Below are 12861 nucleotides of genomic sequence, written 5' to 3' on the forward strand. Positions count from 1 at the left end.
CGGCGTCTGTTGCGCTCGCTGGCGAAGGGCGAGGCGATCACGCAGGACGTTTCGACGCTGGAAAATCCGGCGATTCTTGATCAGCTCGTAGAAAACGTGTAACGGCTCAGGCCGTGAGCTTCAACGCATAAAAGCGTTATTCACCGGGACGATAGTCCCACAAGGAAGGAGACAGTAAGCATGGCAAACGAAATCAAAAAATTCCCCAATCCGGCACCGCTCGGCCTTGCCGGCTTTGCGCTGACGACGTGGCTGCTCAGCATGGTTAACGCAGGATGGTATTCGGGTGAGGCGATGGGCATGGTGCTCGCCGTCGCTCTCGCTTTCGGCGGCACTGCCCAGATGATTGCGGGTGTGATGGAATTGCCGCGCGGCAACACGTTCGGCGCCACGGCATTCACGGCTTACGGCGCATTCTGGTGGTCGTTCGCGCTCTTCGTGCTGTTCTTGCACGACAAGGTGCCGGCAAGTTTCGTCGGCTGGTACCTCTGCCTGTGGGGTGTGTTCACCTTCTACATGTGGCTCGCCACGTTCCGCTCGCCGAAGGTTCTGCAGGCCATCTTCTTTGTTCTCTGGATCACCTTCTTCCTTCTGGCAGCCGGTGAATGGATGGGCTCCGCAGCCGTGCGTTCAGCAGGCGGATACGCAGGCCTGGTCACCGCCGTGCTGGCTTTCTATCTGTCGGCCGGCGAAATGCTGATGGAAACGTACGGCCGCGAGATCCTTCCGATTGGTCTGGGTCGCACCGCTGCCATGCCCGCCATGGCACGCTGACACAACCTGGCGTTTCAGCTGGACTGCGTCGAGCCTTCGTGAGCGATGGCATGACGCTTGATCCGGGCTGAACGGCCTGAAGTTGTTACTTGATCTCGGCCCGCGCTTTTTAGAAGCGCGGGCTTTTTCATTTCAGAGCGGGTTATCGGTGGCTGCTTGCGTCGAGTTGTATAAGGCGCCGACGCTCGTCACTCGGCGATGCGTAGCAATGCGTCTTTTGTCGTTGGACGGCAACGCCATATTCCGGAAGCGAACGTGTTATTGCGGGGCCATGAAAAGGGCAAAAAAAATCGGTCTTTCCCTGAGGAAAAGACCGATGCAGTTATCTGCCTGACCGGCAACCGGCGTACCGGTCGCCGTATCACACGAGATTAGAACTTCTGCGTCATGCCGACCATTGCGGCGACTTGCTTGTTGGTGGTCGATGCGCCCGAGCCCGAACCCAGTTGAGCGCGTGCCTTGGCACCGGTCGAATCCGTGCCCGAAGCCAGCTCGTACCAGCCCAGTGCGTAGACCGAGGTGCGCTTGGACAGCGCGTACGTGGCGCCCAGGTTGAACTGGTTGTAGTGTGCACCGTCAACCGCGTTGCTCGCACCGCTGTTATGGGTGTAGATGTACGCCGCGCCCAGTTGCAGTGCCGGGGTCAGGTTGTACGTTCCGTTGATTTCACCCGTGTTAAACGTTGCTTTGCCAGTCGCCCCCGCGGCGGCCTTCCCACCTTGAGGGTTAACCGAACCGAGACCACCGAACTGCGTGTTCGTGTAGACGAGACCGACGTTTGCCGGACCGAATGCGTACGAACCGCCAACCGTTGCCACTTGCAGCGACGAAGCCGACGCATAGCCTTGCCAGATCGGGCTGGCCATGTTGTTGCCTGAGGCCGTCGTCCCGGTCGTCCCCGGCACCGAAGCACCGGCAACCGTGCCGAACGATGCGTAGTACGGATTCTTCGTGAAGGTGTAGCCTGCACCCGCGACGATCGGGCCATTGTTGTAGGCAAGGGCTGCTTCGAGGATCTGATTCCCGGTGAAGTTACCGGCTTGGCCGCCGAGGCTGTACAGGAAGCCTGCTTGCAGACCCGAGTAAATCGGGCTTTGGTAGCGAATCGCGTTGTTCAGGCGGTTGGTCGTGTTCAGGTTGCTGACATCCATCACCGGCGTACCGAAGTTCGTGCCCGAACCGGCCCACGTGTCACCCGACTGGAGGACACCGACCATGTCGGCGACCACCGAACGCTGGTGACCCAACGTCAGCGTACCGTACTGGTTGCTGCTCAGGCCGACGAACGCCTGGCGACCGAAGAGCAGGCCACCTTGAGCCGATGCGCCGGTGCCGGTCGTGAACCCGCTTTCGAGCGTGAAGATCGCCTTCAGGCCGCCACCGAGGTCTTCAACGCCCTTCAAGCCAAAGCGCGACGAATTTGCTTGCGACAGACCCACAAGCGCGCCGCCGTGGGTGGGGTTAACGGTGGCGCTGATTTGCTTGTTGTTTACATACAGCACGCCTGCATCGACGAGGCCGTAGAGCGTGACGCTGCTTTGTGCGTGAGCGGCACCAGCAAACGCGCTCAGTGCAATAACGGCTGCGGTGGTCTTGGTGAATTTCATCTGTATAGTTTTTCCAAATTGCATCGGGCAATTGCGGACAAGCCACAATCAGTGTTTAAAACCCGATGATTCGATTAGTAGTTGAGTAACCTGGACTCCCTGGCACAAGATGGGTCCATTGAACGCTCCAAACCTTTTTTAGCTTGCTAATGAACCTGTACCAGCGGCACGATGCTAGCAGCTACATGTCAGCTTCTGTATGACAGACTTACTTTGTGTTGCACCGATGCGACAGGGTTGTCGGGACGACAATTGCCTTCAATGCGCAAACGTTTGGTTTGCGACGACGCACAGCTAACGCTCCGCAAAACGTGACAATCCGCCGCGAGTTCGTGTCATCTGCCGGATAGTCCTTTTCCGGTCACACGTTACTGGGAAGGTCGTCAGCTTTTTCATTAATTCGATCATTTCATCAATTCGATTTTTAATTATCGAATCGACACCCCGCGCTGCCAGATGACGCGCCTGCGCCAGATCGTGTTGTTTATTCGGGGCGCTCATGAAACGCGCAAGCCGGTCGCCGAATCGAAAAAGTGCAATTGCTGCGAAGGCAACGTCACTTCCATTCGTTCGCCGGCACGCGGTCGATGTGTGGCCGGAAGACGCACCACGATTTCCTGCTCACCGAATCGGCCATGGGCGAGATTGTCTGCGCCCAGCAATTCGCACGAATCGACCGTCAACGCTATGGATTGCGCATTTGGCGCAGCTGCAATGTGCTCTGCGCGAATACCAAGCGTATATTCCCGGTTCGCGTCGAGTCGGCCAATGATGGAATTCTCGTCCCGTGAATTACGCTCCCCAACCGTGTGACCCAGCCCCGCGTCAAGCGGCAGGCGCGGCCCGTTGCCACTCACCTCGAAGAAACGCCTGTCCTCTGAGACGCGGCCTTGCAGCAGGTTCATCGCTGGAGAACCAATGAAGCTCGCCACGAACACACTCGCAGGCTTTTCATACACTTCGCTGGGTACACCGATCTGTTCGATGTAACCGCCGTTCATGACCACAACCCGATGCCCGAGCGTCATCGCCTCGATCTGGTCGTGCGTGACATACAAGCTCGTAGTCTGCAGTCGCTGGTGCAGCCTCTGGATTTCGAACCGCATCTGGACGCGCAGTTTCGCGTCGAGATTCGAGAGCGGTTCGTCGAAGAGGAACACGGCCGGCTCCCGGACTATCGCGCGTCCCATCGCCACCCGCTGGCGTTGCCCGCCGGAGAGGTCGCGTGGCAGGCGCTCGAGCAGCGAGCCCAGTTCGAGGATCTTCGCGGCCGCGGCTACGCGTTCGCTGACCGTGCGCTGATCCACACCACGAATCTTCAACCCGTACGCCATGTTTTGCGCCACGCTCATATGCGGATAGAGCGCGTAGTTCTGAAACACCATGGCGATGTCGCGGTCTTTCGGTTCCAGCTTGTTGACTACCCGGTCGCCGATCGCAATGGTGCCTTCAGTCACGCTTTCCAGGCCGGCGACCATCCGCAGCAGCGTCGACTTCCCGCAGCCCGAGGGACCGACGAGCACCACAAATTCGCCGTCGGCAACGTTGAGGTCGACCGAGTGCAGCACAGTGGCTTTGCCGTCATACGACTTGCGTACTCGGTCAAGAGTCAGGGTTGCCATCAGATGCACTCCCGTGTCGATCCGGCATGAGTCGTTTGAAATCCAGATTCGCTACTGCGACAAGCCAGTCGCGATGCCGATTCACCCATTATGAAAATCTCTTTAGCCATCATTTTTCGGAATCGACCAGCCCCCGTACGAACCAGCGTTGCATCGAGAGCACGACGACGAGCGGAGGCAGCATCGCGAGCAACGTCGCAGCCATCACCAGATGCCACTGGGTAGCGGCATCGCCACTCGCAATCATGCTTCTGATGCCGACGACCGAAGTCGTCAGTGTCTGGGAGCTCGTAATCAGAATCGGCCACAAGTACTGATTCCACCCGTAAATAAACGTGATGACGAAGAGCGCCGCGATGTTCGTCCGGGACAACGGCAACACGACGTCCCAGAAGAAGCGCAATGCGCTTGCGCCGTCGATGCGTGCCGCTTCCAGAAGCTCGTCCGGCAGCGTCAAAAAGAACTGGCGAAACAGAAAGGTTGCGGTGGCCGATGCCGTCAGCGGTAACGTCAGTCCGGCATAGGTATTGGACAGATGCAACGCGGACACGACCTCGACGGTCGGAAATATCCGCACCTCAACCGGCAGCATCAATGTGGCGAAGATCAGCCAGAATGAAACCTTGCGCAGCGGAAAGCGGAAGAAAACAATCGCATAGGCCGAAATGACGGATACGGCGATTTTGCCGACCGCAATTGCCAGCGCCATGATCAGGCTGTTAGCCAGCATTCTGCCGAAGGGCGAAGCAGCGTTTCCGGTGCCATGCGTCCACACGGCACTCATGTTCTCGAACAGGTGCGTACTGGGCACGAGTGACAGCGGCACCGTGAATACTTCCGACTCGTTCATCGTCGCAGCGCAAAAGGCGACGTAAACGGGAAAGACGATGATCAGCACACCCACAACGAGCATCGCGTGGCAGAACAGATCAAAACCTCGGCGATTCTCGATCATGAGTATTTCACCTTGCGCTCGACGAACCGGAACTGGATGACGGTCAAACCGACGACGAGCAGCATCATGACAACCGACTGGGCGCCCGAGCTGCCGATGTCGAGTCCCTGAAAGCCTTCCGTGAAAATCTTGTAGACGAGCGTCTTGGTTGCCTGCGCCGGGCCACCGCCGGTGGCCGCATCGATAACGGGAAACGTGTCGAAGAATGCGTAGACGAGGTTGACGACTACAAGAAAGAAAGTCGTCGGCGATAGTAATGGCAGCGCTATTCCGAAGAAGCGCCGTACCGGACCCGCGCCATCGATGGCAGCCGCTTCGATTAATGATCGCGGAATGGCCTGCAGACCGGTGTAAAAGAAAAGGAAGTTGTAGCTGATCTGTTTCCAGACCGAGGCCACCACGACAAGCGTCATCGCCTGAGTGCCATTCAGCGCGTGATTCCAGGTAATGCCGATCTTCGACAACGAAAACGTCACGATGCCGATGCTCGGGTTAAACAAGAATGCCCAGAGGACTGCCGCAATGGCAGGCGCCACGGCATACGGCCAGATCAGCAGCGTCCGATAGATGAGTTTGCCGCGGCTGATACGATCGGCCATCGCCGCCAGGAACAGCGAGACGACGAGACCGATTGTCGTGACGAGCGAACTGAATACGACCGTCGTGCGAACCGAATCGAGGTAAAGCGGATCGGCAAACAGGTGCCGGAAATTCGCGAATCCGACGAACTCTGTTGAAATGCCGAACGCATCCTGAGACGACATTGACTGCCAGAGTGCGACTCCCGCAGGCCAGAGGAAAAAGACGCCCGTGATCAGGAGTTGTGGCGCAATCAACAGGAAAGGCAGCAATCCCGCGCCAAAATGCGTTCGACGTTCCATTCACCTGCCCGCAGCTTAGTTAGCCGTCTTTTCGAAGCGGCGGAGCAGTTCGTTGCCGCGCGTGTTCGCGTCATCGAGTGCCTGTTGCGGCGTCTTCTTGCCTTCCCAGACCTGTTCCAGATCCTCGTCGACGACCGTGCGGATCTGCGGCATGTTGCCAAGACGCAGGCCACGCGTGTACGGAAGAGGCGGCTTGTTCAGCATCTGGATCATCGCGGTGTCGGCACCGGGATGCGACGTGTAGAAGCCCTGTTGACGGGTCAGATCGTACGCTGCCTTCGTGACCGGCAGATAGCCCGTATCCTGGTGCCATTTCGCGGCGACAGGGGCAGAGCTGAGGTACGAGAGAAACTCGGCGACGCCCTTATAGGTATCGGGATTCTTGCCGCCGAGCACCCAGAGGCTTGCGCCACCGATGATCGCATTCTGCGGTGCGCCCTTGATCGACGCATCGTACGGCATCATGCCGGTACCATACTGGAACTTCGCGTACTTCTGGACATTTGCGAGCGAGCCCGACGAGCCCATCATGATGCCGCAATCGCCGCTGTAGAACTTGGGCGTTGCTTCGTCTTTCCGGCCGACGTACGTGAACGTGCCTTGTTCGAGCATCTTCTGCAGGAACGCGATGTGTGCGACCTGCAGCGGCTTGTTGATTTCGAGTTGCGCGTCGAGGCCGTCGAAGCCATTCTTTTCCGTCGCGATCGGGGCAGCGTGCCACGCGCTGTAATTCTCGATCTGCACCCATCCTTGCCAGCCGGTCGTAAAGCCGCACGTCATGCCCGACTTCTTGAGCTTCGCCGCATCGTCGGCGACTTCGCTCCACGTTTTAGGCGGCGCATCCGGATTCAGACCGGCCTTCTTGAACGCATCCTTGTTGTAGTAGAGAACCGGCGTCGAACTGTTGAATGGCATCGACACCAGATGGCCCGTCTTCGCGTCGCTGTAGTAGCTTGCAATCGTCGGCACGAAGGCCTTTTCGTCGAATGCGATGCCGGCCTTCGTCATGACGTCGTACACGGGGACGACGGCCTTTTTGGCGTTCATCATCGTTGCCGTACCGACTTCATAGACCTGCAGGATCGCCGGTGCGTCGCCGCTGCGATATGCGGCAATGCCAGCGGCCAGCGTCTGGTCGTACGTACCCTTGAAGACGGGAACGATCTTGTACTGGCTTTGCGAAGCGTTGAACTGCTGGGCGATGTCGTTCACGCGATCGCCGAGCGCTCCTTCCATCGCATGCCAGAACTGGATTTCCGTTGCAGCGTGGGCCGTGTGGGCCAGGCCGGCGAGCATCAGCATCATCGAGGCGGCGCGCAAGCGGGCGCCGAGTACTCCATTCAACTTATCGATCTGTTTCATGAATACCTCTTGTTGTTGCTTTCAGTTAAAAATCCCGTAGCGGAGAAAATCGACGCTTCAACCGTCGTGTTACGACAACGTTTTCTTCTGCGACGTGGGCCGCGGCTTGACTATGAAGTGCCGTGGCGATCCGCGCGGTCGATTTCACGACTCGCTACGCGCGGAACATTGCGACGGCGCTTTCCGTGTGCTCTGGTGGGTACGATTCACGAAATGAGGGCGTTGCGCCTGACCGGGCTGCCATTTTTCTGCCGGGCGAGTTGCCTGCGAGTCTTCAGTTGTCGGTCGCTTTTGATTATGGAGCTGCATCGCAATTCGCCGTACTTCATTACGCCGCATGGACAGAACGAAATACCGAAGGACACTTGCCCTCATCTGCGGAGGGATAAATGCACGCCTTCTCGGGCCTTCTCGCCACCACGCGTATTCGATGTTGTGGGAGCGACGTTCACTCAGCGATCAATCTCATCGGTGAGTGTCGAGCCGATCCGAAATTCTAATTATTGTGTGCACATTGATCATCGCAAGGCGCGATGTTACTAAACGTATATTTCACGCCCGTGACGGCGAAAAGTCAAAGCCTTGCGTTGAATGGAACGCTTATCGGTGTTGCGCGTCAGGGAAAATCCGGAGTTCGTTCGGGTTGGATTTGTTGTTCGTCAGGCACCGTCCACCGCCATTCCAGGTTTTAAATTCCGCGTTGATCCGAAGCCGTACGGGGAGTCACAGCCTGTTACCAATCTCGCACAGCCGTTTCACCTGCGTCCAGACCGGCGACCTAAACTCCGGGCCGTGTTCACCATGAACGCACTTGACGTGCGAGGAGTAGCACTATGAACAAAAAGCTTGTCGTCGCGGCACTCGGAGGTGCCATCCTTGTGGCATCGACTGCGGCATCGGCCCATGTTGATGTGGGAATCGGCATTGGACTGCCGGGTGTCGTTTATGCCCCGGCGGAACCGGTTTATGTCGCGCCGCCGCCTGTCGTATATGCGCCGGCGCCTGTCGCGGTCGGATATGGCGACGACGATTGGCGCGCGCGGGAGTGGCGTGAACATGAATGGCGTCGCCACGAATGGCGAGAACACGATGGGCGAGAACACGGGTGGCACGGCCATGACCACGAGGACCGCCAATGAATTGATGTTCAACTTCAGGGCGGCGCCCCGGATTTGCCTGAACTCGTTATCGGCTAATCAAGTTACGGGGCAGCCGCACCATTCTCGTGGCGAGCAATTCGTGCGTCATGCCAATGCGGTACCGCTTGTCAGAACCTAAACGCCGCTTCCTTTGTGCGTCACGAACGCGGCATCACAGCATGTCCATTACCCGGTGATAAAGCATGCCGATTTCGAGCGCGGGCCGCCGCCATGCGGGGCCGCCCGGGAAGCGCGCATGCCGCAACTGCGCGAACAGATCGAACGAAGCGCTTTCCCCGGCGATCGCCTGGGCAACGACGCGTCCGGCGATGCCAGTCAGCGCAACGCCGTGGCCTGAAAAACCCTGCACGTAGTAGTAGTTCGGATCGATCACGCCGAAGTCCGGTGCGCGATTGCGCGTGACGTCAACGAAGCCACCCCACGCATAGTCCACCCGCGTCTGGGCGAGTTGCGGGAACACGTCAGCCATGCGCTTCTTCATCGCGTCGGTCAACTGTGCGGGCGATGCGCCTGTCGAGTCCGCACGGCCGCCGAACAGCATGCGATGGTCGGCAGAAAGGCGGAAATAGTCGAGAAGGAAATTGTTATCGCAGACAGCGGCGCGTCCGGCGATCAGCGCGTCGGCGCGTTCTTTTCCGAGCGGCTCGGTTGCGATGATGTACGACGCAATCGGCGCGATGCGCGCGGCGACATCCGGCGGAAGCACGCCGCCAGGCACGGCGTTGCAGCACGATACGACGAAGCGGCAGCGCACTTCGCCACGCGCGGTCTTCACGACAGGACGCACGCCGCGCACGACTTTCAGCGCGCGCGTATGCGCGAAGAGCTGTGCGCCTTCACGGCGAGCAGCATCGGCGAGACCGAGGCAGTACTTGAGCGGGTGCAGATGGCCGGAGACCGGATCGAACACGCCTGCCAGATAACGCTGCGAAGCGACGCGCGCGCGCGTCGCTTCGGCGTCGAGCCATTCGAGCCGGTCATAGCCCCAGCGCGTGCGCGCGGCGTCCATCCATGCGCGCAAGTCGGGTACGCGCTTGGTCTTTGTCGCGACGGTGACGTAACCCACCGTGAAATCGCAGTCGATGCCGTAGCGTTCGATGCGCTCGCGCACAAGTCCGACGCCTTCAATCGAAAGCGCCCATGCGGCGCGCACACCTTGCGCGCCGAGTTGCTTTTCGAGCACTTCGTCCTTGGCAAAGCCGACGAGCGTCTGTCCGCCGTTGCGTCCGGAAGCGCCCCAGCCGGAACGGTGTGCATCGAGCACGACGACCGACAATCCGCGCGCGCGGCATTCCAGCGCGACCGACAAGCCGGCGAAGCCCGCACCGATCACGCACACGTCGGCGTCGAGCGCGCCTTCGAGCACGGGATCGTCGTCAGCAGTTCGGGTGACGGTGGCTTCGTACCAGGAGTTGCGCGCGAGGGCGCTCGCCTGGGCGTCGAGGGTTGCGGTCATTAGAGAAGGTCCTTCATTCGATACCAGGCCATGGCGAGCACGAGGGCGGGCGTTCGCAACAGCGCCCCGCCGGGGAAATCGCGGTGACGGATCTTGCCGAACAGATCGAAGCGCGCGGCCTGGCCGTCGATGGCCTCGGCGATCAGCTTGCCCGCGAGCCCCGTCGTGTTGACGCCGTGTCCCGAGAAGCCCTGCGCGAAATACACAGTCGGCTTGAGGCGGCCGAAATGTGGCGCGCGATTCATCGTGATGTCGACGAAACCGCCCCATGCATAATCGACTTTCACATCCGCGAGCTGCGGAAAGGTCTTCAGCATGTCGTGCCGCATTGCCTCACCGAGGTTGGGCGGCTCGAACGTCGAATAGCTCACCTTGCCGCCCCACAGGAGACGCGTGTCGGGCGCGGGGCGGAAATAGTCGAGCACGAAGCGGCTGTCGCACACGGCTGTTTGTGCCGGCATCAACGCGGCCATGCGTTCCTTTCCGAGCGGTTCGGTGGCGATCACGTAGGTGCCCACCGGCATGATCTTGCGCGAGAGTTCGGGCGCGAGCGTGCCCAGATACGTGTTGCAGGCGAGCACGACGAATTTCGCGCGTACGTTGCCGCGCGCGGTTTCCACTACGTGACCGCCTTGCTCATCGTAAAGGCGCGTCACGGCGCTGTCCTCGAACAGACGCACGCCCGCAGCGACTGCTGCGCGCGCGAGGCCCAGCGTGTAGTTGAGCGGGTGCAGGTGGCCGCTGTCCGGATCGTAGAGACCGCCGACATACCGCGACGACTGCACGTACTGGCCAACGCCGGGCGCGTCGACATACTGGAACCGGTCGTAGCCGAAACGTGAAGCTGCTTCGTCGCACCAGCGCTTGAGGGAATCGACATCGCGCGGCTTGTTCGCGGCGGTGAAGTAGCCGTGCGTGAGCGCGCAGTCGATATTGTGCTTCGCCACGCGTGACTTCACGATGTCGAGCGTTTCGAGGCCCATGGCCCAGATCTGCCTGACTTCGTCCTTGCTCATGAAGGGGGCGAATGCGTCGATGTCACAGGCAAAGCCGCCGATCAGTTGTCCGCCGTTGCGTCCGCTCGCCGCCCATCCGACCTTCGACGCCTCGACGAGCGCAACGCTATAGCCGCGTTCGGCGAGGTTCAGTGCCGCCGAAACACCGGTCAGGCCCGCGCCGATCACGCAGACATCGGCGGTGATCGTGCCTTCAAGAACGGGGTGACGGGTCGAATCGTTGGCGGTGGCCGCGTACCACGACTGTGCGTGAGACTGATTGGCGAATTTGAGCATAAGCGAATGTCCAGACAAAAAGCGGACGGCGCCGCACAGGCCGCCGTCCGCCACAGGCTCGTTAGAACGAGTAGATGAACTGCGTGCCGAGCAGGTCGTTGTTCTTGCTGTACGAGCCGTCGCTGCGCAGGAACACCTTCTGCGTGGCCCAGTCGTGGCGATACTCGACCTTGACCTGGATCTGCTGGGTCGGGAAGAACAGCAGGTCGAGCGCTACGTCCTGACGCGTTGCGCCCTTGCACTCGGTGCCGAATGTCGAAGAATTGACAAAGCAGTCCGCACCGATGCCAAAGCCGTTGGACGTATCCATGCCGTTGCCATTGAGCGCGATACCGCCGCCGCCGCCGCCGTTCTTGGTGTTGACGAGCACGTCATAGCGTGCGGTCACGCCCATCGGGCCCACCGACGGCAAGCTGAACTTGCGGTGCGCAAGCAGCGACAAACCGTACCACTGCGCGTTGCCGCCGTTGAACGCCGCACGCTGCTGCTGGCCGTAATCGATCTGGGCGTTGTATTGCAGGTCCGCGAGCGTGTAGGTCGCGTCCATCTGGCCGAAGAGGAAGTAGCCACCCGAGCTCGTCGCAAAGCTGCCCGGACCAAACCCAGGGCCGCCCGTCAGAGGATTGGTGCCGCTCGCCAGCGTCTGGCGTCCGATGTTGAACGAACCGCCAATGTCCAGCGCGCTCGACCAGGTGTAGTCAACACGTGCGGTGAACGTCGGGATCCTGTTGCTCACCGTGATCGGATCGCCCAGCGCGTTCGTGCCGACCTGCGTTTGCGCGCCATAGGTGCGGTACTGCTCGTTGGCGATCATGAACTTGTACGCCCAGTTGCCGCTCGGCGCCCAGTTCCAGCCCACGCCCACGTAGCTGCCCGGATCGGAGAAGTCGTAGAGCAGGTTGTGCGTGAGAGTCAGCATCTGGTTCGACTGCTGCACTTCGTAACCGCCGAAGCTCGGCATCAAACCTGCAACGAACGTTCCCGTGGCGGTAACCGGCACGGTGATGATCGCCGTGTTCAGGATGTTGTTGCCGATCTCGCCCTTATGGTTGGTCAACAGATTAATACCGTTGCCGCGGTTAGGCATGATCGAGACTTCGGCCGACGGTGCCATCGGCCCGACACCGAACGTCTTCTTGATGTCGAGGTACAGGTCGCCGAACGTACTGTTGAAGTAGTTGTAGTCGGTCGAGTGATTCGCGAACAGGAACGACGAGGTATTCTGCGCGCGGTTGTAGATATACGTCGGATCGATGTAGCCCGTGATCGACAGACCCGCGAGCGGTCCGGTGTTCGCTGCATCTGTGAGCGAGTCAACCTTGAGCTGCTGGTTGGCCATCTGCTGCTTCATCGCATCGACCTGATCGTTGGTCAGACGCGCCGGTGCGTTGCCGTAGTCAGGAGAGGTCACGTCCACGACCTGCGCCGGCGCTGCAGCTGCCGGTGCCACGATCGCCGCATTCTTTGTAGTGCCCTTCGTGCTCTTCGATTCGGCCAGTTCCGACTTGAGCGATTTCACCTCTTTTTGCAGCGCGTTCAACTGCGCCTGCAGGGCTTTGATCTGGTCACTGGTCGTGTCTGCCATGGCGAGCCCCGGCAACGCCCCGGCAACCAGCAAACAGATTAACTTCTTCCTCATCAGGATTCTCCTTGTGGGTCGTTATTGCAAAGACATCGGCGTGTGAATTGGGTACCCCGTTTGCGTACGGCTCGTCCCCACGAGCCGTACTGCCCTGTACACGGTTGCCGCGT

At 59.9% G+C, this 12861-nt stretch carries 11 protein-coding genes; 2 read left to right on the forward strand and 9 right to left on the reverse strand.

The features are described 5' to 3' along the window. The first annotated feature begins 180 nt into the window (after positions 1–180). A complete protein-coding gene (locus D1Y85_RS14580; RefSeq protein ID WP_124151778.1) occupies positions 181–774 on the forward strand; it encodes an acetate uptake transporter in 594 nt (197 codons plus the stop codon). A gap of 371 nt (positions 775–1145) precedes the next feature. Here the strand turns inward: D1Y85_RS14580 and D1Y85_RS14585 are convergent, their stop codons facing one another. The 6 genes from D1Y85_RS14585 to ugpB form a co-directional block, all read right to left on the reverse strand. Next, entirely contained in the window at positions 1146–2381 is a 1236-nt protein-coding gene (locus tag D1Y85_RS14585) for a porin (RefSeq protein ID WP_124151779.1), read from the reverse strand. A gap of 294 nt (positions 2382–2675) precedes the next feature. Further along, positions 2676–2882: a hypothetical protein gene (locus D1Y85_RS14590; RefSeq protein WP_124151780.1), complete on the reverse strand. Its 207-nt coding sequence runs from the start codon at positions 2880–2882 to the stop codon at positions 2676–2678. Then, on the reverse strand, positions 2879–4003 hold the full coding sequence (locus tag D1Y85_RS14595) for a sn-glycerol-3-phosphate import ATP-binding protein UgpC (protein WP_124151781.1): 1125 nt from the start codon (positions 4001–4003) through the stop codon (positions 2879–2881). Before D1Y85_RS14595 ends, D1Y85_RS14590 begins: the two co-directional genes overlap by 4 nt. A 109-nt stretch (positions 4004–4112) precedes the next feature. Beyond that, positions 4113–4958 (reverse strand): sn-glycerol-3-phosphate ABC transporter permease UgpE, encoded by an 846-nt coding sequence (gene ugpE, locus D1Y85_RS14600; RefSeq protein WP_124151782.1) that lies wholly within the window; start codon positions 4956–4958, stop codon positions 4113–4115. After that, positions 4955–5839 carry a sn-glycerol-3-phosphate ABC transporter permease UgpA gene (gene ugpA, locus D1Y85_RS14605; protein ID WP_124151783.1) on the reverse strand — a complete coding sequence of 295 codons (885 nt, stop codon included), beginning with the start codon at positions 5837–5839 and terminating at the stop codon, positions 4955–4957. Before ugpA ends, ugpE begins: the two co-directional genes overlap by 4 nt. Before the next feature lie 15 nt (positions 5840–5854). After that, the gene (gene ugpB, locus D1Y85_RS14610) at positions 5855–7144 is read right to left on the reverse strand and encodes a sn-glycerol-3-phosphate ABC transporter substrate-binding protein UgpB (RefSeq protein ID WP_124151988.1); all 1290 of its coding nucleotides are present in this window, start codon (positions 7142–7144) and stop codon (positions 5855–5857) included. 890 nt (positions 7145–8034) lie between these two features. Here ugpB and D1Y85_RS14615 point away from each other — a divergent pair. Next, complete coding sequence (locus D1Y85_RS14615) at positions 8035–8340, forward strand: hypothetical protein (RefSeq protein ID WP_124151784.1); 306 nt, start codon at positions 8035–8037, stop codon at positions 8338–8340. Between the two features lie 172 nt (positions 8341–8512). On the opposite strand, the gene D1Y85_RS14620 is transcribed toward D1Y85_RS14615, so the two are convergent. The 3 genes from D1Y85_RS14620 to D1Y85_RS14630 all read right to left on the reverse strand — a co-directional run bounded on the left by D1Y85_RS14620 (position 8513) and on the right by D1Y85_RS14630 (position 12748). Continuing rightward, positions 8513–9817: an NAD(P)/FAD-dependent oxidoreductase gene (locus tag D1Y85_RS14620; RefSeq protein ID WP_124151785.1), complete on the reverse strand. Its 1305-nt coding sequence runs from the start codon at positions 9815–9817 to the stop codon at positions 8513–8515. Continuing rightward, on the reverse strand, positions 9817–11109 hold the full coding sequence (locus tag D1Y85_RS14625) for an NAD(P)/FAD-dependent oxidoreductase (protein ID WP_124151786.1): 1293 nt from the start codon (positions 11107–11109) through the stop codon (positions 9817–9819). The genes D1Y85_RS14620 and D1Y85_RS14625 overlap by 1 nt, the downstream gene beginning before the upstream one ends. 61 nt (positions 11110–11170) lie before the next feature. Further along, positions 11171–12748, reverse strand: a complete 1578-nt coding sequence (locus tag D1Y85_RS14630; protein ID WP_124151787.1) for a DUF3138 family protein — start codon at positions 12746–12748, stop codon at positions 11171–11173. Between the last annotated feature and the right edge of the window lie 113 nt (positions 12749–12861).

This window comes from Paraburkholderia dinghuensis (assembly GCF_003837865.1).
Lineage (GTDB): Bacteria > Pseudomonadota > Gammaproteobacteria > Burkholderiales > Burkholderiaceae > Paraburkholderia > Paraburkholderia dinghuensis.